This window comes from Brevundimonas sp. GW821-FHT02A10 (assembly GCF_059422025.1).
Map to the genome: position 1 here is coordinate 403628 of NZ_JBWKWC010000001.1, position 22629 is coordinate 426256.

Genomic DNA, 22629 nt, shown 5'->3' on the forward strand with positions numbered 1-22629 from the left:
TCCCCGATCTCCCAGTGTCGGATGGCCGACACAGTGCGACACATAAAAAACCGTAGCTGTTACGGTTCGTGAGGGAACGACCTGCCTGACAGGCGTGTTGTCATGACAAATTGACGCACCTCGAGAAGGACTCCGACATGGCCAGATTTTCCCTCGCAACCTCAGGCGGAGGGGGGATCGGCGCCATACTCGTCCGCATCCTCGCCGTCGTCTTCATCCTGATCGGGGCGGTTCTCGCCATCGGCGGCGTCAAGCTGATCAGCGTCGGCGGCTCTTTCTACTATCTGCTGGCCGGTCTCGGCTTGATCGCTTCCGGCGTGATGATGTTCCGGCTCAAACTGGTCGGGGCGTACGTCTACTTCGGCGTCTTCGTCCTGACCGTGCTCTGGGCCCTGTGGGAAGTCGGTCTCGACGGCTGGGGTCTGGTTCCGCGCGTCATCGCCCCGGCCGTGCTTCTGGCCTTGGTCATCGCCTCGCTTCCGGTGCTCAACCCCGGCCGTGACGGTCGCAAATGGGCCATCGGCGGCGGCATCGGCTTCGTGGTCGTGGCACTGCTCGCCGGTTTCGGTGTGGCCCAGGCCAATGCGCCCAGGGTCGACATGCCCCTGCCCGCCGCCCAGCCCTCGACCTCGAGCGATCCGGCCGCCATCCCGGTCGGCGCCGACTGGCCGGCCTATGGCGGCACCTACCACGCCCAGCGCTATTCGCCCCTGACCCAGATCAACACGACCAACGTCGGCAAGCTGCAGCGCGCGTGGAACATCCATACCGGCGACCTGCCCGGCGACCGTCCCGGAGCGCAGAACAAATACGCGTCCGAGAACACCCCCCTGAAGGTCGGCAACGCCCTCTACATCTGCTCCGGCAAGGGCATCGTCCTCGCCGTTGATGCGGGCACCGGCAAGACGATCTGGCGTCATGATCCGCAGGTTTCGGACGACAACATCCCCTATACCGCCGCCTGCCGCGGGGTGAGCTACTATGTCGTGCCGAACGCCACGGCCGCGACGCCCTGCGCCACCCGCATCATCTGGGGCACGCTGGACGCCCGCCTGATCGCGGTCGATTCCCGCACCGGCCAGCGCTGCCAGGGCTTCGGCCAGAACGGCCAGGTCGACACCGCCGCCAACATGGGTCCGCTGATCCCCGGCATGGTCTCCATCACCTCGGCCCCGACCATCGTGCGCGGCGTCGTGGTCACCGGCCACCAGATCCTCGACGGCCAGTACCGCCGCGCCCCCTCGGGCGTGATCAAGGGCTTCGACGCCGTCACCGGCCAGCTGCGCTGGGCCTGGGACATGATGCGTCCCGACATCAACACCACCCCGCCGGCCGGCCAGATCTACACCCTCGGCACACCGAACATGTGGACGACGGCTTCGGGCGACGAGCGTCTGGGTCTGGTCTATCTGCCGCTGGGCTCGACTGCCGCCGATTACTGGTCCTCGGACCGCACCGGACCGCAGCTCGACTATGCGACCTCGCTGGTGGCGCTCGACGTCACGACCGGCAAGCCGCGCTGGAACTTCCAGACCGTCCACCACGACGTCTGGGACTATGACCTCGGCTCGCAGGCCACCCTCGTCGACTTCCCCACGGGCGCGGGTGCCGTCCCAGCTGTGGTCCTGCCGTCCAAACAGGGCGACATCTATGTCCTGAACCGCGAGACCGGCCAGCCCCTGACCCAGGTCGCCGAACTGCCTGTCCCGCAGGGCGGTCAGGAACCGGCCATGCGCACCAGGACCCAGCCCCACTCGCTGTTCCACACCCTGCGTCGCCAGAACGACCTGACCGAGAAGTCGATGTGGGGCATGTCGCCGATCGACCAGATGGTCTGCCGGATCCAGTTCCGTCAGGCCAGCTATGCGGGCTTCTACACCCCGCCGACCGCCGGCCAGCACTATATCGAATACCCGGGCTACAACGGCGGTTCGGACTGGGGCGGCATCGCCATCGACCCGAACCGGGGTGTGATCGTCGCCAACTATAACGACATGCCCAACTACAACACGCTTGTCCCCCGGGCCGAGGCCGACAAGCGCGGCTGGGTTCCGCGTGGCCAGCCGAACGCCCGCAAGGGCGGGGCCGAAGGCGCCGGCGATCCTCAAGCCGGCGTGCCCTACGCCATCTCGGTCAACGCTGGCTGGCGCCTGCCCTTCACCGGCCTGCTGTGCAAGGAGCCTCCCTACGGCGGCATCCGCGCCATCGACCTGAAGACCGGCCGCCAGATCTGGGACCGCCCCCTGGGCACCGCCCGGAACAATGGCCCGTTCGGCATCCCCTCGGGTCTGCCGATCAATATCGGGACGCCCAACAACGGCGGCGCCGTCGTCACGGCGGGCAACCTGATCTTCGTCGCCGCCGCCACCGATGGCCTGATCCGGGCCATCGACATCAACACCGGCAAGACGGTCTGGTCCGACGTCCTGCCCGGCGGCGGTCAGGCCACCCCGATGACCTATGAGATCGGTGGCCGCCAGTATCTGGTCATCGCCCCCGGAGGCCACCACTTCATGGAGACCCCCATCTCCGACGAGGTGATCGCCTACGCCCTGCCGACCTAGGGCCGGGATCGACTGAAGGCAGAGCGGCCGTCCGGGATCTCCCGGGCGGCCGTTTCGCTGTTAGCGCAGCGCCTTCTGTCCCAGCACGATCGCCCCCAGCGGCCCGGCCATCCCGCCCAGTCCCGGCGCCACGACATAGTCGTCGATCATCGCCGCGATCCGCCCGGCGGTCGCATACCCGGCCAGGCTCTCGATCAGGGCGTTGCGCAGGCGCGGAAACAGATGGTCGTTGCCGCCGAAGATGCCGCCGCCGATCAGGATTCGCTCCGGCGCCGTCGTCAGCACCAGATTGTGCAGCAGGCCGCCGAGGGCGTTGACCACCATCTCCCAGACCGGATCGTCGGCCGACAGGGTCTCACCGCGCTGGCCCGTCCGCGCCAGCAGGGCCGGCCCCGCCGCCAGACCCTCGACGCAGTCGCCGTGATAGGGGCAACTGCCCGGCCATGTATCGCCCGGGATGCGCCCGACGCGCAGATGGCCCGCCTCGGTGTGGCCCAGACCGCTGACCGACTGGCCGTTGATCACGACCCCCACCCCGATCCCGGTGCCGACGGTGATGTAGGAAAACGACCGCAAGCCCTGCGCCGCGCCCCAGACGCCTTCCGCGAAGGCCGCGCCGTTGACGTCTGTGTCGATGGCCATGGGCACGCCGAGATCGCGGCCCAGCATTGTCAGGTCGGCGTCTGACCAGCCCGGCTTGGGCGTGAAGACGATGGAGCCCCAGTTCGGCGCCCGGTCGTCCAGCTCCAGAGGCCCGAAGCTGCCGATGCCCAGCGCCTTGAAATCATGTTCGGCCTTCCAGCGCTTCAGCACCGCCGCGACCTTCCCCAGCGCCTCCTCCGGCGTGGTGGTCGGCAGGCGGACCTCGTCGCGGATGTCATCGGGACCCGAGGCCAGCAGACAGACGATCTTGGTCCCGCCCAGTTCGACGCCGGCGATCAGAGGGGCGGCAGGGGTGTCGGTGAGTTCGGCCATGCGGCGCCTCCGGTGAGCGGTCGGCCCTTCTAGACCGTTCGTGGCGGTCCGCGTCACCCCGTCGGATGTTACGAGGGTTGAATGTGTCGCGTCGCCAAGCTGAACCATTTCGGCTTCCGGTGTGCTAGACTTCGGAAATCCCGCCAATTTCGTCCTCGTGACCTCTTCGCGCGCCTCTCTCGCGCCACCGTGATCCGGCTCCAATGACCACCGATGCTCCCGCCGACGAAACCCGCGTCCAGTTTGTGATGCGCCGGGTCGTCGAGCATATTTCGCGCGAGCGCCTGCGCGTCGGCGACCAGCTGCCGTCCGAGACCAGCTTCGTCGAGGTGCTGGGCGTCAGCCGCCCGGTGGTGCGCGAGGCCTTCGGCGCCCTGGCCGCCCTGAACATCGTCGAGACCGCCAACGGCCGCCGCCCGCGGGTCAGCGCCCTGAACGGCTCGGTCCTGTCGATCTCTCTGGACCACGCCGTCCGCACCGAACAGATCTCGGTCCGTCAGGTCTGGGAGACCCGTCGCTGTCTGGAGACCGAGACGGTCGCTCTTGCCGCCGTGCGCCGCACCGACGCCGAGGCGGTCCGGATCTCGGAGCTCGCCCGCGCCATGTCCGCCGCCGAGCGAGGCTCGACCGACCTGATGAGCCTCGACATCCAGCTCCACAAGGCCATCGCCGACGCCGGCCGCAACCTGCTGATGGCCCAGATCATCGCGTCACTGGAGCCCTTGCTGGAATCCTCGGTCTCCGCCGCCTGGCGTCTGATCGATGACGACGGCCGCCACCGCGACATCCTCGACCGTCACCTCGAAATCGCCGACGCCATCGCCAAGGGCGATCCTGCTGCCGCCCGCTCCGCCATGGACCGCCATTTCGACGCCACGGTCGCCGCCCGGCTGCTGATCGAGGACCCGCTGACGGCCTGACCGTCACAAGCCCCCTTGGCGCCGGGCTCAGGCCGCGAGAGGGTAGCGGTTTCCCGTAACGCGGACGCCTCTTCTCCATGACCGCCAGGATCACCCTGCCCGCCCGTCCCGAGCCGCTGGAGATCGATCCGGCCTCGACCGCCGTCATCGTCATCGACATGCAGAACGCCTACGCCTCGCCCGGGGGCTATCTGGACCTGGCGGGCTTTGACATCTCGGGCGCCAAGACGGTGATCCAGAATATCAAGGGCGTGCTGGAGACCGCGCGCTCGGCCGGTGTTCAGGTGGTCTATTTCCAGAACGGCTGGGACCCCGACTACGTCGAGGCCGGCGGTCCTGGCAGCCCCAACTGGCACAAGTCCAATGCCCTCAAGACCATGCGCGCCCGCCCCGAACTGCACGGCCAGCTGCTGGCGCGCGGGACCTGGGACTATGAACTGGTCGACGAGCTGAAGCCGCAGCCGGGCGACATCCAGCTTCACAAGACCCGCTACTCCGGCTTCTTCAACTCCCAGCTCGACAGCGTCCTGCGCTCGCGCGGCATCCGCAACCTGATCTTCGTCGGCATCGCCACCAACGTCTGCGTCGAGAGCACCCTGCGCGACGGCTTCTTCCTCGAATATTTCGGCGTCGTGCTCGAGGACGCCACCCACCAGGCCGGACCCGAGTTCGTGCAGCAGGCGGCCCTCTACAACATCGAGAAATTCTTCGGCTGGGTCTCCAGCGTCGCCGACTTCAAGGGCGTCGTCGGCCAGATCGCGCCGGATGCGACAGCCGATGTCTAGCGTCCGCATTGTCGCCGCTCCGCTCGGCGAGGCGCCGCTCTGGGTCCGCGAGGCCTGGATCGGCCTCGACCTTCCGACCATTCGGCCAGACCTTAGAACCTACTGCGGCGCCGGCGTACTGAGCGGCCCGAAAACCTTCCTGGCGTTTCTCGCCGCATGGTTCGGCGGCAAGCTGGCGCCGCACAACGGTTATGCTGTGCACGCCCTGGCAGCCGTTGAGCTGCTTGAAAAGACTCAACCGGACGCCGCGCGATGGTGGCGCGAGAACACGCCTCACCTGATGCGTCGTGGACAGGCTTTCGTCTTCGATGAACCTGCCTGCGAACCTTTGCCCGCCTGAACCGAAGGACGACCGAATGCCCAAGACCGTCATCACCCCGCCCGGGACCGTCACTCCCATCGCCCCTTTCTCGCCCGGCACGCTCGCCGACGGCGTGGTCTATGTCTCCGGCACCCTCGCCTTCGACAAGGACAACAACGTCGCCTGCGTGGGCGACGCCGAGGGCCAGACGCGCATCGTTCTGGAGACCATCAAGTCGGTGATCGAGACCGCCGGCGGGACCATGGACGACGTGACCATGAACCACATCTTCCTCAAGGACTGGGCCGACTATGCCGCCCTGAACAAGGTCTATGCGGAGTATTTCCCGGGCGACAAGCCGGCGCGCTTCTGCATCCAGTGCGGCCTCGTCCGCCCCGACTTCCTCGTCGAAATCGCCACCATCGCCCACATCGGCAAGACGTGACGTCCGGGACCGCCGACGGTCTCTGGTACGAATTCCACGACGGCCCGGAAGGCGCCGCGTCCGTGATCCTGTCCGCCGGCCTCGGCGGCTCTGCCGCCTTCTGGGCGCCGCAGATGGCGGCCTTGACCGGGCGCTTCCGCGTTATCCTCTACGACCACCGCGGCACGGGCCGCAGCGACCGCAGCCTCAAGCCCGATTATTCGGTGGCTTCGATGGCTCAGGACATCGTCGCCGTCCTCGACGCCACCGGCACGAACAAGGCCCACCTGGTTGGCCATGCGGCGGGCGGCAATGCGGGCCTCCAGCTCGCGCTCGACCATCCTGACCGCCTCGACAAACTGGTCGTCGTCAACGGCTGGTCGCGGCCGGATCCGCATGTGGCCCGCTGTTTCGCCGCCCGCACCCGGCTGCTGGAGGCCTTCGGTCCCACCGCCTATGTCGAGGCCCAGAGCCTGTTCCTCTATCCGCCCGACTGGATCAGCGAGAACGACGCCCTGCTGAAAGAACAGGAGCCGCATCACGTCGCAGGCTTCCCCCGCACGGACGTCATGCTGGCCAGGATCGGCGCCCTTCTGGCCTTCGACATCGACGACCGGTTGGACCAGATCCCGCACCCGGTCCTCATCAGCGCCTCCGCCGATGACATGCTGGTCCCGCCCCGACTGGCCCTGCGTCTGGCCGCCGGCCTTCCGAACGCGACACTCGAGATCACGCCCTGGGGCGGTCACGCCTTTACGGCGACGCTTCCGGATGTCTTCAATACCCAACTGATCGCCTGGCTCTCCGGCGACGTCTGAAGGACTGCACCCATGGAAGTCGGCGTCTTCATCCCGATCAACAACAACGGCTGGCTGATTTCGGAGAACGCGCCGCAGTACATGCCGTCGTTCGATCTGAACAAGCGCATCGCCCAGGCGGCCGAGAAGCACGGCCTCGACTTCCTCCTGTCGATGATCAAGCTGCGCGGTTTCGGCGGCAAGACCGAGTTCTGGGAATACGGGCTGGAGAGCTTCACCCTGATGTCCGGCCTCGCGGCGGTGACCGAAAAGATCAAGATCTACGCCACCTGCCCGACCCTGATCATCCCGCCCGCCTTCGCCGCGCGGATGTGCAACACGATCGACTCGATCAGCCACGGCCGCTTCGGCCTGAACCTGATCACCGGCTGGCAGAAGCCCGAATACTCCCAGATGGGCCTGTGGCCCGGCGAGGATCACTTCCGCAACCGCTACAAGATGCTCGACGAATACGCACAGATCCTGCGCGAGTTGTGGGAGACGGGCCGCTCGGACCTCAAGGGCGACTACTACACCATGGACGACTGTCTGGTCCGGCCCCAGCCGACCGGCGACATGAAGATCATCTGCGCCGGCTCCTCGGACGAGGGTCTCGCCTTCTCGGCGAAGTGGGCCGACTACGCCTTCTGCCTCGGCAAGGGGGTCAATACGCCGAAGGCCTTCGCCTTCAACAACGAGCGTCTGGCCGAGGCGACCGCCAAGACCGGCCGTGACGTGAAGATGTTCGTGCTGGTCATGATCATCGCCGCCGACACCGACGAGGAAGCCCAGGCGAAGTGGAAGTCCTATAACGACGGCGTCGACGTCGACGCCATCAGCTGGCTCAAGGACCAGGGCGCCGCCGACAAGGTCAACGCCACCACCAACGTCCGCCAGCTCGCCGCCCCCGAGGGCGCGGTGAACATCAACATGGGTACTCTGGTCGGATCGTACGCCAGCGTCGCGAAGATGCTGGACGAGATGTCGGAAGTCCCCGGCACCGGCGGCGTCCTCCTCACCTTCGACGACTTCGAACAGGGCATCGAGGACTTCGGCACGAAGATCCAGCCGCTGATGGAATGCCGGAAATAGGTCCCGCCCTGGACATCCGCATCGACGACCTGTCCGGCGACCAGACCCGGGCCCTGCTGGCCCTGCATCTGGCCGGGATGCACGCCAATTCGCCGGCCGATCATGTGCGAGCGCTGGACCTGACCGGGCTGCAGCGGCCCGACGTCACCGTCTGGACGGTTTGGCGCGGCGACAGCATCGCCGGCATCGGCGCGCTCAAGGCCCTGCCCGACGGGACCGGCGAGCTGAAGTCGATGCGCACCCATCCCGACCATCTGCGCGCAGGTGTCGCCGCCGCCCTGCTGGAACACATCATCGGCGAAGCGCAGTCGCGCGGCTGGTCGCGCCTCTCACTGGAGACCGGCTCAGGCGAGGCCTTCGACCCGGCGCTGGCCCTCTACCGCCGACGCGGCTTCGTCGACGGCGAGGCCTTCAGCGACTACGAGCGCAGCGCCTTCAACCAGTTCCTGGATCTGGAACTGTAGCCGCCAACAAGGTCGCGCGGATGCTCCTGCGCGCCACCACCCGGAACAGCAGATACTGGCCCGCGAACAGGGCGATCTTCGATCCGATCGCCCAGACCGTCATCACCCCGGCCACTGTCCGCGCCTCCACCGTCAGGGTCAGAACCAGATTCAGCACCCCGGTCCCGAGGATCAGCGCGGCCCAGACATAGCCCGAGATCACGACCCACCGCTCCGGGATATGGCGCACGGCGATGGGCGGAATGTAGCGATGCAGCCAGCCCGGCTGCAGCATGGCGCCGCCGATCAGGGCGTAGATCACGCTGACCTTGATCAGCACGAAGCGCGGGTCGTGGGTGACGAGGGTGGCCCCGCCCATGATCACCACCAGTCCCAGACTGACCCACTGCATCGGCGCGATCCGCACGCGCCTGGCCAGAGCCCAGACCAGCTGCCCGAGCCCCAGGGCGATGCCGAGCGCGACCGCGGTCTCCACCCGGCCGCCGACGATCAGCACCAGATAGAAGACCAGGGTCGCCGCCAGATCGCTGGTGATCGGCCTGACCGCGAACAGAAACGCCTTCAGCTCCGCCGCCCGTCTCGCGGCCGGGTTGGCCCGCAGGCTCTGAAGGTCGACGTCGCTCATGCCCCGCCCCGGGACCTTCGCGGGTCAGTCCGCGTCCGACCCATCGTCCTGACCCGAACCATGGCCGTGACCGGTCGCGACGGCGACGCCCGCCGGACCAGCTTCCCCGTCCGACGACGCGAACCAGAATGGCTGACGCGGCCTGTTGCGACGGCCCACCTCGTCCATATGGCTGTCGTAAACCCGGCCGTTGGCGACCGTGTAGGCGATGTCGCGGGTGTTGCGGATGTTCTCCAGCGGGTTGGTGTTCATCACCACCATGTCCGCCAGTTTCCCGACCTCCAGCGAGCCGATGTCCTTGTCCATGCCCAGGGCCCTGGCCCCGTTCAGGGTGCCGGTCCTCAGGGCCTGCATCGGCGTCATCCCGCCCTGGGCCATCATCCAGATTTCCCAGTGTTCGCCCAGGGCCTCGCGCTGGCCGTGGGCGCCGGTCTCGACGTTGACGCCGAGGTCCGACAGGGCCTTGGCCTGCTGCGAGATGGCGATGTGGTTCCACTCTTCCATCGGCTGGGTCACAGGCCGGCGGGCGCGCGCGTCGAGCACCCGGCGGGGGACATACTGCTGCAGCAGCGGATCGTTCCAGACGGGGCTTTCCTGGTACCAGTAATTTTCGCCGAAGGCGCCGCCATAGGCCACGATCAGGGTCGGGGTGTAGGCGACGTCCGTCTGGCTCCACAGCTGGCGCACGTCGTCATACAGATGGGCCAGCGGGATCGAGTGCTCGATGGTCGTATGGCCGTCGACGATCATCGACATGTTGTGCTGGTACAGCGAGCCGCCCTCGGGGACGACGTTCATGTTCAGCTGGCGCGCGGCCTCGATGATCTGCTGGCGCTGATCCCGACGCGGCTGGTTGTAGCTCTTGACGCTGATCGCCCCCAGCGCCTGGGTCCGGCGAAGCGCGGACAGGGCGTCATCCAGATTGTCGATCTGGGCCGTGAACGGCGTCTGGGCGCCGTACAAGATCGTCCCGGTCGAATAGATGCGCGGCCCGACCACCCGGCCGGCGCGGGCCAGTTCGGAGTGAGCGAAGATCTCGCTGGAATCGTTCGACGGGTCGTGGATCGTGGTCACCCCGAAAGCCAGGGACGCATAATCGATGCGGCTCTGCTGCGGGATGATGCCGTCGGCCGCCATCGAGCCGTGCCAGTGGGCGTCGATCAGACCCGGGGTGATGGTCTTGCCGGTCATGTCCATGACGACGGCGTCGGCGGGCACGGTGACCGAGCCCCGCGGCCCGATGGCCTCGATCCGGTTCTCGTTGACGACGATGACGCCATCCTCGATCACCTGGTCGCCGTTCATGGTGATGATGCGCGCGCCGGCCAGGACCAGACGGCCCGTCGGCTTGTCGGCCGTGGCGGTGAAGCCGAGATTGATGCCGTGCTCGGCGGGCTTTGGCAGTTCGGCCGGTGCCCCCTCTTCAAACTTGAAGCTGTCCTGGAGGGTGCGGGTGAAGAACTCCGGCCCGATGGCCCAGCTCAGCCGCGACGAGTCGCCCGACCAGGTCAGCCAGTTTCCGGCGTCGCGCGTCACCCGCGTCTGCGGCAGGGCCTCGCCCTTGGCGCCCATCTCGACCGGGCGGCCGGTGGCCACGAACGGCGCGACATAGGCGTTGAACCGCTCGGTCCAGGCGACCCAATGCTCGTCCGGGGAAATCTCGAAGTCAGAAGCCCACTGCGAGGTCAGGTGAATGCGCGGCTCATGTCCGCCCAGATCCACCGACTTGAGCGCCGAATTGCCGTCCTGACGGCCCAGGAAGAAGATGCGATCGTTGGACGCTCCCCACTGCGGGGTCGTGCCGTCCTCGGTGACGAGAGTGGACTCCCCGCCCGCCGTCGGCACGCGGTAGATGCCCGGATTGCGGCCCCACAGTCCCGTCGTCAGGAAGCCGTCCGTCACCGCCCGATAGGCGATCGTCTTGCCGTCCGGCGAGAAGCTCGGCTCGATGAAATGGCCCGGATGCCGGGTCACCACACGGCCCGTCCCGCCCAAGGCCGGGATCACCCGCACCGTACCCAGATCCTTGTCCGACCAGGTCGTATAGACGATCGACCGGCCGTCCCGGGACCAGGACGGATAGAGTTCGAAATGGTCGCTCTGCGACGTCAGACGACGCGCGGTCCCGGTCGGCAGATCGCGGATCCAGATGTTGCCGAGCGACTCGAACACCACCTTCGTCCCGTCGGGCGACGCATGGGCCCAGCGGATCATCTTCGTCTGGAAGGTGTCGGGCGCCACCTCGACCGTGGTGCGCACCGCGGGCTCGACCCGGCGAGTGTCGGCGACGTGGAAGGCGATGTCAGTGACGGCCTGCGAGGCCACGTCGATCTTGTGGAAGGTCCCGCCGGCCCAGAAGACGATCGCCTTGCCGTCCGGCGTCCAGCTCATCGCCGGATAGACGCCATGGATCGCCCAGGTCTCCTGCAGGTCGCGGTCCAGATGGCCGTAGATCGGCGTCTCGCGGCCGCTCTCGATGTCCATCACATAGAGGGTCGACTGGTAGCGGACGCGGCGGATGAAGGCGATCGACTTGCCGTCCGGCGAGGGTGTCGGGCGGATCGAACCGCCGGGTCCGGACAGAAACTCTTCGGTCTCGCCGGTCTCACGGTCCAGCCGCTGGATGGCGTAGATCTGGGTGTTGACGTCCTTGGAGTATTCGAACTGACCGCCCGGAGTCGTGTCATCCGAGAAGTAGAGATAGCGGCCGTCCGGCGAGAAGGCGGGTTCGCCCGTGTCCTTCTGCTGGGTCCGGCGGGTGGTCAGTTGCACCCCGCCGCCGCCCGACCGGTGCCACATCCACATCTCGCCGGCGCCGAGCGAACGGCTGGAGGTGAAATGCTTGCGGCCGACGATGAACTGGCCGTCCGGCGTCCATTCCGGCTGCGAGACCAGACGGAAGCTTTCCTTCGACACCTGCTGCAGGTCCGAGCCATCGACGGCCATGGTCCAGATGTTGTCGCCGCCGCCCCGGTCGGAGGTGAAGGCGATCCGTGTCCCGTCGGGTGAGAATTTGGGCTGCATCTCCCAGGCGACGCCGGACGCAATGGCCTTCGCCTCACCACCGCCGATAGGCATGGTGTAGATATCGCCGAGCATGTCGAAGACGATCGTCCGGCCGTCCGGGCTGACGTCCAGCGACATCCAGGTGCCCTGGGTGACGTTGATGTTCACCTCATGCGACGGCCCGGGCGGGTTGTTGACGTCCCACTTGGGCTTTTCGTCGGAAGCGGCAGGCGCCGGGGTCGCGGTGGCGGCAGGCGTCGCGGCCTCCAGCACCGGGGCAGGCGCCGGCTGTTCAGGCGTCGGGGCCGGCGGCGCGTCCTGAGGCGCGGGTGTCGGCGTGGGCGGAGCAGACTGCGTCTGGGCCAGGGCGCTCACCGGCCCCTGCATCGCCAGCACGGCCACAGCCGCCGTCGTCAACCACATCCGCTTCATCGAACAGCCCCTCTCCGAACAGGGCGGCATCTAGCGGCATACGGAGCAGATTGGCGAGGCTGCCAACCTTACCGATTGTTCATGCAGCGGCCAGCAGCGCCAGCAGGGCGAAACTGGCCAGCCAGTGCTCGCCCATATAGTCGCCCGTCACCTGCGGCAGGGCCACGGCCAGATGGTCTTCGGCCGCCTTCAGGGCGACGTCTTTCCGCTCATCCGTCAGGGCCGAGGCGATCCCGCGCCAGCACCATGCCCGGCTCAGGTTCAGCCCGTCCAGATGGGCGATCTTGCCGTCCGACCGGTCGCTGACGCTGGCCGGTGTAAACAGGGTGGCGGGCCTGTGCTGCGCCAGATCGGGCAGGAAGGCGTCGAACCAGCTAGCGAATTCCTCGGGCGGCAGCACCCGCCGCATCAGCTCGGCCTCCATCAGGGCAGGCGACAGGAACTCGTCCTGCGACGGCTCCCACGCCTGACAGCCCGCGTCGCCCAGATGCCAGTCCCGCGCCTTGGCCCGGCACAGATCGGCCAGCGCCGCATCGCCGACGGACGCCGCATAGTCCAGCGTCAGGGTCAGGGCGAAGGCGGTGTTGTAGTGGGTCCCGACCCGCACCGGATAGGTCGCCAGCGGCAGGAAGGCCTGGAACCGGTCGGCAAACGCATCGGCCAGCGGCTTCAGCGTCGCCGACCACCGCCGCCCGTCCTCGCTGTCATGCCGCGTCAGCTCGCCCGCCAGCATCAGCAGCCACGCCCAGCCATAGGGACGCTCGAACCCCCGGCTCGACGGCTCGGCCAGATAGGCGGTCTCGGCCGCGACATTGGCCTCGGTGAACAGCTCATCGGCCAGCGCCCGGATGGCGGCCGCCTCCTCCATCTCCGGATGCAGGCGCAGCACGGTGAACAGGGTCCACCAGCCGTGCACGCACGAATGCCAGTCGAAGCTGCCGAAGAAGACCGGATGCAGGGCCCGCGGCCCCTTCACCGCCTCCGGGCCGCTGATCACATGATCCAGCTTGTTCGGGTATTCCCGCGTCACATGGCCCAGCGCCGTGCGGGCGTAGAGGCTGGCGGTCTCAGCTGTCAGTCGCGTCATCTCAGAACCGGAAGGCCAGGGCGTACATCAGGGCGATATTGACCAGCAGCATCACCGCCGCCGTCGGCGCCTGCGCCCGGATCACGCCGTTGAAGGCGGCGTTGCGGTCGGGCAGGTCCAGCAGGTTGGCGGGCACCACATTGAAGTTCGCGGCCATCGGGGTCAGCAGGGTCCCGCAGAAGCCGGCCAGCATGCCGATGGCGCAGACGATGGCCGGATCGCCGCCGAACTGATGCACCACCAGCGGCAGGCCGATCGCCGCCGTCATCACCGGGAAGGCCGCGAACGCATTGCCCATGACGATGGTGAACAGGGCCATGCCGACGCAATAGGCGATCACGGCCAGCAGCGGCGTCGTCAACGGAATGACCGCCGTCACCGCCTGACCCACCACGCCCCCGACGTCCGACGCCAGAAACACCGCCCCCAGCGAGGCCAGCATCTGGGGCAGCAGGGCCGCCCAGCCGATGGAGTCCATCAGCCGCCGCCCTTCCTGAGCGGGCGCCGAGACCGGCGGCCTCAGCCAGGCCACGGCGGCGAAGAAGGCGATCAGACAGCCGAGCCCCAGCGCGATCAGCGTCGTCTGGGTCGGGCCGATCAGCCACTTGCCCGCGTCGGTGTATTTGGCCGCCAGCGTCCCACCGACCGCCACCACCGGAATGATCAGGGCGGGCAGGAACAGGGCGTTGCCCCGCCGCTCAGCCCGCTCGACCCGTTCCTCCGGCCCGGTCGTGGCGGGCTTCGCGACCCCCATCTTGCCCGTCGCGCCGAGGGCCACGAGAGCCAGCACCAACACCCCGTTGCCGAGCCCGCCCAGCTTCGCGCCGAACAACATCGACACGGCGATCAGGCCCCAGAACAGGGTGTTCCGGATCCGCGTCGGATGGCTGCGGTCCAGCGCCGTCAGCACGGCGAAGGCCAGGAACATCAGCCCGACGAGGACATAGGCGTGGTCGAGGGTGATCATGCCGGATCTCCCTTCTTCAGCGTCCGGTCGAAGAACCACAGCCGCACGCCATGCACGAGGAAGGCCGCGATCGCCGTCGGGATGGCCCACAGCGACACATGCAGGGCCTCGACCTTGACCCCCGCCTGTTCGAGGAAGCCGACGATCAGGACGATGGAGCCGATGGCGATGAAGATGTCCTCGCCGAAGAACAGCCCGATATTATCCGTCGCCGCCGCCATGCCGCGGATGCGGAAGCGGGTGTCGTCCGAAATCTCGCCTTGGTCCTTCTCCGCTGCGCCTTCGGCCATGGGCGCGACCAGGGGCCGGACCATCTGCGGATGCCCGCCCAGCGAGGTCAGGCCCAGCGCCGAGGTCGCCTGCCGGATCACGAGGTAGACCAGCAGCAGCCGGCCGGCCGTCGCGGCCCGGACCCTGCCGATCAGCATCCGCGCCCGCTCCTGCAGACCCTCCCGCTCCAGCAGACCGATCACCGGCAGCACCAGCCAGGTGATGTGGAAGTATCGGTTGTCGTTGAAGGCCTTGCCGAACAGGGCCAACGTATCGACGCCTGCCCGCCACAGCCCGGCCGCATCGGCCCCCGCGACCACCGCCGCCAGCACCCCCGTCACCAGCGCCGCGACCACGATGGTCAGCAACGGATTCAGGCGGGCGGCGAACCCCGCGACCACGACCAGAATTCCGAGCAGGACGAGCATAAGGCTACGCTAGCCCCTCTTCCGTCACGGGAGAAGGCACCCCGTATCCCCCGCCCCCCGGCGTCTCGATCACGAAGACATCGCCCGGCGCCATCTCGACCTCGGCCGTCGCGCCCAGCGCCTCGACCGTGCCGTCCGCCCGCTCGACGCGATTGATCCCGACCTTGCCCGGATCGCCGCCCACCGCCCCGAACGGCGGCACGCGCCTCCGGTTCGACAGGATGCCCGCCGTCATCGGCTCCAGGAACCGCACCCGCCGCACGGCGCCGTTGCCGCCGGTCGAGGCTCCGCCCCCGCCCGAGCCGTGACGAATGGAAAAGCCCTCCAGCAACACCGGGAACCGCGTCTCCAGCACCTCCGGATCGGTCAGCCGGCTGTTGGTCATATGGGTCTGGACCGCAGAGGCCCCGTCGAAGCCCGGCCCGGCGCCCGAACCGCCTGCGATGGTCTCGTAATACTGCCGCGTCGCGTCGCCGAAGGTGAAATTGTTCATGGTCCCCTGACTGGCGGCCAGCACGCCCAGCGCGCCGTACAGGGCGTCGACCACCGCCTGACTGGTCTCGACATTGCCCGCCACCACCGCCGCCGGCCAGACGGGCGACAGCATCGACCCCTCCGGCACGATCAGGCTGATCGGCTTCAGACAGCCCTCGTTCAGCGGAATGGCGTCGTCCACCAGCGTCCGGAACACATACATCACCGCCGCCCGGGTGATGGAGCGCGGGGCGTTGAAATTGGTCGGCCTCTGGTCGCTGGTCCCGGTGAAGTCGACCCGCGCCGACCGTGTCCCGGCATTGACCGAAACCCGCACCCGGATGATGGCGCCATCGTCCATCTCCAGCGCGAACTCGCCGCCGCCGAAGTCGGCCAGCACCCGCCGCACCGCCTCCTCGGCATTGTCCTGGACGTGGCCCATATAGGCGTCGACGGTGTCACGGCCGAACTCGGCGACCATCCGCTCCAGCTCCTCGGCGCCGCGCGCGCAGGCCGCCACCTGGCTCTTCAGATCGGCCAGGTTCATCTCGACATTGCGCGACGGCCAGGCGCCCGAGCCGAACAGCGCCCGCGTCTCGGCCTCCCGCAACTCCCCCTGATCGATCAGCAGGAAGTCGTCGATCAGGACGCCCTCCTCCTCGACCGACCGGCTGTTCGGCGGCATCGACCCGGGCGTGATCCCGCCCACGTCCGAATGGTGCCCGCGCGCCGCGACGAAGAAGGCCGGCCCCCTCCCTTCGCTTTCAGCATCGTCCTCCAGAAACACCGGCAGGATCACCGTGATGTCCGGCAGATGGGTCCCGCCGTTGTAGGGGGCGTTCAGCATATAGACGTCGCCGCGCCGCAAGCCCCGACCGTCGCGCGCGTCTCCCCGCGACCGCACCACCGCCGCGATACTCTCCCCCATCGAGCCCAGATGCACCGGGATGTGCGGCGCATTGGCGATCAGGGCGCCGGTCCGGTCGAAGACGGCGCAGGAGAAGTCCAGCCGCTCCTTGATGTTCACCGAATAGGCCGTCGCCCTCAGCGCCTCGCCCATCTGCTCCGCCACGGCCATGAAGCGGCTGTTGAACAGCTCCAGCAGGATCGGATCGGCCTCGGTCCCCAGCGCCGTCCGCTTCGCCAGGGCCTGAACCCGGGTCAGGATCAGATTGGCGCGCGCATCGACGCTGGCGCGCCAGCCGGGCTCGACCACCGTTGTCCCGGTGCTCTCCAGAATGATCGCCGGGCCGTCGACCGCGACGCCGGACGCCAGCCCCTCGCGCCGGTAGATCTCCGCCTCGCGCATCGCCCCGGCCATCCAGACCGAGGCGACCTCGACCGGGTCCGCTGTCCCGTCTTCCGCCGTCGTCGCGACCGGCGCCTCCGATCCCGCGGGCGGGGCGGACACCGCCTCCACCTGCAGGGTCTCGACGATCAGATCCCGCTCGCCGACGAAGCCGAACCGCCGCCGGTGCTGGTCCTGAAACGCGGCATGCATCTCGACCGCCGTCCCGAACGCCACGGTCAGGGGCGTGTCGGTCCCGGCGTATTTCACCTCGGCACGCGCCAGCCGCGAGACCACGTCACCGCTCGATCCCTGCCCCGCCAGCCCGGCCTCGGCCGCCGCGCCAAGCGCCTCGACCCGCGCAGCCAGTTCCGCGTCCCGCTCGGGCGTCAGCAGGGCCCCGACCGTCTCCTGCCGGATGGCCCGCACATCGGCCAGCCCCATGCCGTATGCCGACAGCACCCCGGCGAACGGATGCAGCAGCACCGTCGTCATCCCCAGGGCATCCGCCACCAGACAGGCGTGCTGCCCGCCCGCCCCGCCGAAGCAGTTCAGCACATGGCGGGTCACGTCGTGTCCGCGCTGGATGGAGATGGTCTTGATCGCCTGGGCCATGGCCTGAACCGCGATGGCGATGAAGCCCTCGGCGAGCGCTTCCGGCGTCGTCGCCCGCCCGGTCGCGGCCTGAACCTCCGCCGCCAGCGCTCCGAATTTCGCCCGCACCACATCGGCGTCCAGCGGCTGGTCGGCGCCCGGTCCGAAGACGGCGGGGAAGAACCCGGGCCTCAGCTTGCCCAGCAGCACATTGCAATCGGTCACTGTCAGCGGCCCGCCGCGGCGATAGGCGGCCGGTCCCGGCACGGCGCCCGCGCTCTCCGGCCCCACCCGCAACCGCGATCCGTCGAACCGGCAGATCGATCCCCCGCCCGCCGCCACCGTCTCGATCGACAACATGGGCGCCCGCAGCCGCACCCCCGCGACCACGCTGTCCGAAGTCCGCTCATAGTCGCCGGCATAGTGGGAGACGTCGGTCGAGGTGCCGCCCATGTCGAAGCCGACGACGTGGTCGAACCCGGCCTCGCGCGCCGTCGTGGCCATCCCGACCACCCCGCCCGCCGGTCCCGACAGGATGGCGTCCTTGCCTCGGAACGCCTTCGCCCCCGTCAGCCCGCCGTTCGACTGCATGAACAGCAGCGGCGTCGCCTCGCCCAGATCCGCCCCCACCCGGTCGACATAGGCGCGCAACACCGGCGACAGATAGGCGTCGGCCACCGTCGTATCCCCGCGCCCGATCAGCTTGATCAGGGCGCCGACGTCATGGCTGACCGAGACCTGTTCGAACCCGACCTCGCGCGCGATCTGCGCCAGCCGTTCCTCATGCGCCGTCCAGCGCCAGCCGTGCATCAGGACGATGGCGACCGCCGTCAACCCCCTCGCCCGTGCCGCCGCGAAGTCCGCCCGCGCCTTCGTCTCATCGAGCGGCGTCAGGACGTCGCCATCGACCCCGACCCGTTCGGCGATCTCGACCACCTCTTCGTACAGCGGCGGATTGAGCACGATGTGGCGCGCGAACAGTTCGGGCCGGCTCTGCCATCCGATCCTCAGGGCGTCGCCGAACCCGGCGGTAATGGCCAGCAGCGTGGGCTGGCCCTTCCGTTCCAGCAGGGCGTTGGTGGCGACTGTCGTTCCCATCCTGACCGCCTCGATCAGTCCCCCCGCGATCGGCCCGGGCCCGACACCGAGGAAGCGCCGGATCCCCTCCACCGCCGCATCGGCATAATGTTCCGGGTTCTCGCTCAGCAGCTTGGCGGTCTTCAGTTCACCGCCCGGCGCCCGCGCCACGATGTCGGTGAAGGTGCCGCCCCGGTCGATCCAGAAGCGCCAGCCCTCGCCCGTCACGGCGTCGGATTCCCTTTTGTCGGTCATGCCCCGATTAGACGGGGGCCGCCGCGTGGAGACAAGGACGAACTACGCCCTCACGACCTAGCGAACCAGATTGAACCGCACCGGCGTCCCGACCTGGGCCGACGGCGCCAGCCACAGATCGAACGCGCCGGGCTCCACGGTCGGCGTCCCTGCCGCCCCGATGAACTCCAGCTGTTCGCGGTTCAGGGTGAAGCGGACCGTCTCGGTTTCACCCGCGGCCAGCGCCACCTTGCGGAAGTCGCGCAGGCGCTGGCCCGGCTGGGTCAGGCTGGCGACCTTGTCGCCGATATAGAGCTGGACCGTCTCGACGACCGCGACCTCGCCGGCGTTGGTGACATCCACCGAGACCTCCAGCGTCCCGTCCCAGCTCATCGTCGGACTGGCCACCACCGGCGTGGCGTAGCTCACCTTGCCGTAGGTCAGGCCATGGCCGAACGGATACAGCGCCGTGTTCGTCGTCTCGCGATAGCGGGCGGTGTACTCCTCCGACGCCAGGTTCGGATTGGCCGGGCGACCGGTGCGCTTGTGGTCGTAGGAGAAGGGCTGCTGGCCCGACCTGTGCGGGAAGCTGACCGGCAGACGGCCCGAGGGCGAGTGATCGCCGAACAGGACGTCAGCGACGCTGTTGCCCATCTCCGAACCCAGGAACCAGGTCACCACGATGCCCTGCGCGTCCTTGATCGCGCCCGACAGCTCCAGCGCCCGGCCGTTGCGGATCAGGACCACGACCGGCTTGCCGGTGGCGGCCACGGCGGCGGCGAGATTGCGCTGGATCTCGGGAAGGGTGATCTCGACGCGCGACTGGGCCTCGCCGGTGAAACGCGAGCCCTCGCCCAGCGCCAGCACCACCACATCGGCCTGACCCGCGGCCAGAACCGCGTCGGCGATCCCGCCGTCCAGCGCCGTCTCGATATCGCAGCCCTTGATGACCGTCAGGTCCGACGGCGTCTTCATCGCCGCGCGCAGACCGGCCTCCACCGAGATTCGGTGCGTCTCGTCGCCCCAGATGGTCCAGGGGCCGAAGACGTCGAGGTCCGAGGCGAAGGGTCCGATCAGGGCGATCTTCTGCCCCTCGGCCTTCAGCGGCAGGACATCACCTTCGTTCTTGAGCAGGACGATCGACTCGCGGCCCGCCTCGCGCGCCAGCGCATAGTGTTCGCGCGAGCCGCAGACGGCCTTCTCGCGCCGGGCGTCCATGCCGCGATAGGGATCGTCGAACAGACCCAGCGCCGCCTTGGTGCGCAGAACGCGGCGCACGGCCTCGTCCACGCGGGCCATCGGCACATCGCCCTTGGCGACCAGATCCGGGATGTGGGCCATGTACAGGCCCGAGACCATGCTCATGTCCACCCCGGCCAGCAGGGCGATGCGCGCCGCGTCGCGGCCGTCCTCGGCGAAGCCGTGAGCGATCAGCTCCTGCTCCGACGTGTAGTCCGAGACCACGAAGCCTTCGAAGTCCCACTCGCCGCGCAGGACGTCGGTCAGCATCCGGTGGTTGCCCGAGGTCGGCACCCCGTTCAGGTCGTTGAAGGCGCTCATCACCGAAAGGGCGCCGGCGTCCAGCGCGGCCTTGAACGGCGGCAGGAAGACGCCGCGCAGCGTCGCCTCCGACATGTCCGTGGTGTTGTACTCCATCCCGCCGATGGCGGCGGAATAGGCGACAAAATGCTTGGGCGTGGCCAGAAGGGCGTCGCGGTCGGCGAGGCCCTTCGTGCCCTGGACTCCGCGCACCCGGGCGGCAGCCAGAACCTCGTTCAGGTGGACGTCCTCGCCCGCGCCCTCGACGACGCGGCCCCAGCGCTGGTCGCGCGCGACGTCGACCATGGGGGCATAGGTCTGGTGGATGGCCGAGACGGCGCCTTCCAGCGACATGGCCCGCGCCGTGCGCTCGGCCAGGTCCGCGTCGAAGGCCGCGGCCTCCGCCAGCGGCACGGGGAAGACCGTATAGAGGCCGTGGATGATGTCCGCGGCGAACAGCAGCGGGATCTTCAGCCGCGTCTCTTCCATGGCGATACGCTGGATGCGGCGGCCCGCCTCCGCGCCCACGCCGTTGAACAGGGCGCCGCAGTGGCCCGCGCGGATGGCGTCATTGACCTTGGCCGGATCGCCCTGCCCGTCCAGCGGATTGACGTTCTGCGGCCGGAACCGGAACGGATCGGGCAGCAGGTTCAGCTGACCCGCCTTCTCCTCGATCGTCATCCGCGCGATCAGGCCCTCGATCATGTCGGCATGCTCTTCCACCGACCGCGCAGCGGTCTGCGCCTCCGCCTTGCGGGCGGAGAACAGGCCGGCGCCGAGGGCCGCGAGGATAGCAAAATTGGACATGGCGGTTCGGCGAGACATCTGGGCGGAGGAAGCTACTCCCGTTCGCGTCGGGGTGGCAGTCGTGATCATCGACATGGCGGACCTTTTCGTCAGGAGCAGGGCTTCCTAGCGACCGCGAACCCGTCTGTCAGGTCACCGATCGTTTCTCCCGGTCCGAATTGAGAGCTTTCACCCCCGGATCACGTGCGGCACGAAGCGCGAGCCGTTGCGCGTGATCCGGCCGCGATCCTCTCTCAAGCCGATCCCGGCCGCTTCGTTCCCGACGACCCAGGAGCCGACGATGACATAGCGGTTGTCGTATTTCGGCGGGGCGTGCAGCGCCTGCCGGATCCAGGCCCCGTCGCCGTATCCCCCGTCCAGCACGGCCGACTTGCGCCCGTCCTTGACCAGTTCGACATTGGCCCCCTCGCGCGAGAACAGCGGCTTCCTGACATAGGACGAGCCCAGCCGCGTATGGGCCGGGTCGCTCTCGAAATAGGCTTCCAGCAGGTTCGGATGCCCCGCGTGCCGCTCCCACAGCAGCGGCAATATGCCCTTGTTGGACAACAGGGATTTCCACGCCGGCTCCAGCACCGTGATCTCCGCGTTCGGCAGGGGCTCGGCGTAGTCGTCGCGCAGCATCTCCTCCCACGGATAGAGCTTGAACATCGCCCCGATCTCAAAGTTCTCGTGGTCAACGAACCGCCCGGCCTCGTTCAGTCCGATGTCGCCGATGGCCACGAACTGCGGCTCCAGCCCGGCCTGTTTGGCCAGGTCCTCCAGAAACAGCACCGTCTGCCGGTCCTCGACATAGTCGGGGACGGAGCTGAAATGCACGAAGCCGCCATCGGGGAAGATGGCCCGGAACCGGTCGACCAACTTCTCGTGCAGGCTGTTGAACTGGTCGGTGTCCTCGGGGAAGACGCCCGCCGCGATCTGGTCCTCCAGCCACAGCCACTGGAACACCGCCGTCTCGAACACCGAGGTCGGGGTGTCGGCATTGTACTCATAAAGCTTGGCCGGGCCCGTGCCGTCATAGGCGAAGTCGAACCGGCCATAGAGCGACGGCTCGTTCCGCTTCCAGCTGTCGGCGACATAGTCGCGCATCGCCTCCGGGATCTCGAGCTGGGTCATCAACCGCTCGGACTGGACCGCCTCGTCAACCAGATCGAGGCACATGGAGTGCAGCTCTTCCGTCGGCGCCTCGATGCCGTCCTCGATCTCGGCCAGCGAGAACTCATAGGCCGCGCCCTCGTCCCAGTACTGCTGGCCGTCGACGTGGTTCCAGGTGAACCCGACCGCCTCGGCCTTGGCCTGCCAGTCCGCGCGGGGGGAGAGTTTGATGCGTTGCATGGGTTTCCGTCTCCTCCCCACGCCGTGGGGAGGGGGACCGCGAAGCGGTGGAGGGGCTCTGCCCGCACGCGCGATCATGGGAGTTCAAGAACCCCTCCGTCACGATGCGAAGCCGCGCCGTGACACCTCCCCATCGCTGCGCGACAG

Annotated in this window: 17 protein-coding genes; 8 read left to right on the top strand and 9 right to left on the bottom strand. The window is 68.2% G+C overall.

Translation table 11 applies throughout. From position 1 onward, the window contains the following. Positions 1 to 137 precede the first annotated feature (137 nt). Positions 138 to 2564 carry a membrane-bound PQQ-dependent dehydrogenase, glucose/quinate/shikimate family gene (locus AC07U0_RS01735; protein ID WP_494718308.1) on the top strand — a complete coding sequence of 809 codons (2427 nt, stop codon included), beginning with the start codon at positions 138 to 140 and terminating at the stop codon, positions 2562 to 2564. 60 nt (positions 2565 to 2624) lie between these two features. Here the strand turns inward: AC07U0_RS01735 and AC07U0_RS01740 are convergent, their stop codons facing one another. After that, complete coding sequence (locus AC07U0_RS01740) at positions 2625 to 3539, bottom strand: ROK family protein (RefSeq protein ID WP_494718309.1); 915 nt, start codon at positions 3537 to 3539, stop codon at positions 2625 to 2627. A gap of 203 nt (positions 3540 to 3742) precedes the next feature. Here AC07U0_RS01740 and AC07U0_RS01745 point away from each other — a divergent pair, with 203 nt between their 5' ends. The 7 genes from AC07U0_RS01745 (at position 3743) to AC07U0_RS01775 (ending at position 8322) form a co-directional block, all read left to right on the top strand. Continuing rightward, positions 3743 to 4459: a FadR/GntR family transcriptional regulator gene (locus AC07U0_RS01745; RefSeq protein ID WP_494718310.1), complete on the top strand. Its 717-nt coding sequence runs from the start codon at positions 3743 to 3745 to the stop codon at positions 4457 to 4459. A gap of 77 nt (positions 4460 to 4536) precedes the next feature. Then, positions 4537 to 5244, top strand: coding sequence for a pyrimidine utilization protein B (rutB, locus tag AC07U0_RS01750; protein ID WP_494718311.1), 708 nt, complete (start codon positions 4537 to 4539; stop codon positions 5242 to 5244). Continuing rightward, complete coding sequence (locus tag AC07U0_RS01755) at positions 5237 to 5584, top strand: hypothetical protein (protein ID WP_494718312.1); 348 nt, start codon at positions 5237 to 5239, stop codon at positions 5582 to 5584. Before rutB ends, AC07U0_RS01755 begins: the two co-directional genes overlap by 8 nt. A gap of 16 nt (positions 5585 to 5600) precedes the next feature. Continuing rightward, positions 5601 to 5990 carry a pyrimidine utilization protein C gene (gene rutC / locus AC07U0_RS01760; RefSeq protein WP_492947035.1) on the top strand — a complete coding sequence of 130 codons (390 nt, stop codon included), beginning with the start codon at positions 5601 to 5603 and terminating at the stop codon, positions 5988 to 5990. Then, positions 5987 to 6787: a pyrimidine utilization protein D gene (gene rutD / locus AC07U0_RS01765; RefSeq protein ID WP_494718313.1), complete on the top strand. Its 801-nt coding sequence runs from the start codon at positions 5987 to 5989 to the stop codon at positions 6785 to 6787. The genes rutC and rutD overlap by 4 nt, the downstream gene beginning before the upstream one ends. Positions 6788 to 6799: 12 nt before the next feature. Further along, positions 6800 to 7858 carry a pyrimidine utilization protein A gene (gene rutA, locus AC07U0_RS01770; RefSeq protein ID WP_494718314.1) on the top strand — a complete coding sequence of 353 codons (1059 nt, stop codon included), beginning with the start codon at positions 6800 to 6802 and terminating at the stop codon, positions 7856 to 7858. Beyond that, positions 7846 to 8322 (top strand): GNAT family N-acetyltransferase, encoded by a 477-nt coding sequence (locus AC07U0_RS01775; protein WP_494718315.1) that lies wholly within the window; start codon positions 7846 to 7848, stop codon positions 8320 to 8322. The genes rutA and AC07U0_RS01775 overlap by 13 nt, the downstream gene beginning before the upstream one ends. Here AC07U0_RS01775 and AC07U0_RS01780 read toward each other — a convergent pair. The 8 genes from AC07U0_RS01780 to AC07U0_RS01815 all read right to left on the bottom strand — a co-directional run bounded on the left by AC07U0_RS01780 (position 8294) and on the right by AC07U0_RS01815 (position 22482). Then, entirely contained in the window at positions 8294 to 8947 is a 654-nt protein-coding gene (locus tag AC07U0_RS01780) for an inner membrane-spanning protein YciB (protein ID WP_494718316.1), read from the bottom strand. The two genes, AC07U0_RS01775 and AC07U0_RS01780, sit on opposite strands and share 29 nt — an antisense overlap. Before the next feature lie 24 nt (positions 8948 to 8971). After that, positions 8972 to 12385: an amidohydrolase family protein gene (locus tag AC07U0_RS01785; RefSeq protein WP_494718317.1), complete on the bottom strand. Its 3414-nt coding sequence runs from the start codon at positions 12383 to 12385 to the stop codon at positions 8972 to 8974. Positions 12386 to 12464: 79 nt separating this feature from the next. Continuing rightward, positions 12465 to 13472, bottom strand: coding sequence for a DUF2891 domain-containing protein (locus AC07U0_RS01790; protein ID WP_494718318.1), 1008 nt, complete (start codon positions 13470 to 13472; stop codon positions 12465 to 12467). 1 nt (position 13473) lies between these two features. Next, positions 13474 to 14439 (bottom strand): DUF979 domain-containing protein, encoded by a 966-nt coding sequence (locus AC07U0_RS01795; RefSeq protein ID WP_494718319.1) that lies wholly within the window; start codon positions 14437 to 14439, stop codon positions 13474 to 13476. Further along, complete coding sequence (locus AC07U0_RS01800; RefSeq protein ID WP_494718320.1) at positions 14436 to 15137, bottom strand: DUF969 domain-containing protein; 702 nt, start codon at positions 15135 to 15137, stop codon at positions 14436 to 14438. Before AC07U0_RS01800 ends, AC07U0_RS01795 begins: the two co-directional genes overlap by 4 nt. 4 nt (positions 15138 to 15141) lie before the next feature. Beyond that, positions 15142 to 18825 carry a hydantoinase B/oxoprolinase family protein gene (locus AC07U0_RS01805; RefSeq protein WP_494718321.1) on the bottom strand — a complete coding sequence of 1228 codons (3684 nt, stop codon included), beginning with the start codon at positions 18823 to 18825 and terminating at the stop codon, positions 15142 to 15144. 57 nt (positions 18826 to 18882) lie between these two features. Beyond that, positions 18883 to 21150 (bottom strand): beta-glucosidase BglX, encoded by a 2268-nt coding sequence (gene bglX, locus AC07U0_RS01810; protein ID WP_494718322.1) that lies wholly within the window; start codon positions 21148 to 21150, stop codon positions 18883 to 18885. 168 nt (positions 21151 to 21318) lie between these two features. Next, positions 21319 to 22482 (bottom strand): glutathionylspermidine synthase family protein, encoded by a 1164-nt coding sequence (locus AC07U0_RS01815; protein ID WP_494718323.1) that lies wholly within the window; start codon positions 22480 to 22482, stop codon positions 21319 to 21321. Positions 22483 to 22629: the final 147 nt, after the last annotated feature.

Coding starts and splice junctions, on each gene's coding strand:
- AC07U0_RS01740 (WP_494718309.1), bottom strand. CDS start 3,539: ATGGCCGAACTCACCGACACCCCTGCCGCCCCTCTGATCGCCGGCGTC.
- AC07U0_RS01780 (WP_494718316.1), bottom strand. CDS start 8,947: ATGAGCGACGTCGACCTTCAGAGCCTGCGGGCCAACCCGGCCGCGAGA.
- rutC (WP_492947035.1), top strand. CDS start 5,601: ATGCCCAAGACCGTCATCACCCCGCCCGGGACCGTCACTCCCATCGCC.
- AC07U0_RS01815 (WP_494718323.1), bottom strand. CDS start 22,482: ATGCAACGCATCAAACTCTCCCCCCGCGCGGACTGGCAGGCCAAGGCC.
- AC07U0_RS01805 (WP_494718321.1), bottom strand. CDS start 18,825: ATGACCGACAAAAGGGAATCCGACGCCGTGACGGGCGAGGGCTGGCGC.
- rutB (WP_494718311.1), top strand. CDS start 4,537: ATGACCGCCAGGATCACCCTGCCCGCCCGTCCCGAGCCGCTGGAGATC.
- AC07U0_RS01745 (WP_494718310.1), top strand. CDS start 3,743: ATGACCACCGATGCTCCCGCCGACGAAACCCGCGTCCAGTTTGTGATG.
- AC07U0_RS01735 (WP_494718308.1), top strand. CDS start 138: ATGGCCAGATTTTCCCTCGCAACCTCAGGCGGAGGGGGGATCGGCGCC.
- AC07U0_RS01795 (WP_494718319.1), bottom strand. CDS start 14,439: ATGATCACCCTCGACCACGCCTATGTCCTCGTCGGGCTGATGTTCCTG.
- AC07U0_RS01800 (WP_494718320.1), bottom strand. CDS start 15,137: ATGCTCGTCCTGCTCGGAATTCTGGTCGTGGTCGCGGGGTTCGCCGCC.
- AC07U0_RS01790 (WP_494718318.1), bottom strand. CDS start 13,472: ATGACGCGACTGACAGCTGAGACCGCCAGCCTCTACGCCCGCACGGCG.
- rutA (WP_494718314.1), top strand. CDS start 6,800: ATGGAAGTCGGCGTCTTCATCCCGATCAACAACAACGGCTGGCTGATT.
- AC07U0_RS01775 (WP_494718315.1), top strand. CDS start 7,846: ATGCCGGAAATAGGTCCCGCCCTGGACATCCGCATCGACGACCTGTCC.
- AC07U0_RS01785 (WP_494718317.1), bottom strand. CDS start 12,385: ATGAAGCGGATGTGGTTGACGACGGCGGCTGTGGCCGTGCTGGCGATG.
- AC07U0_RS01755 (WP_494718312.1), top strand. CDS start 5,237: ATGTCTAGCGTCCGCATTGTCGCCGCTCCGCTCGGCGAGGCGCCGCTC.
- bglX (WP_494718322.1), bottom strand. CDS start 21,150: ATGTCCAATTTTGCTATCCTCGCGGCCCTCGGCGCCGGCCTGTTCTCC.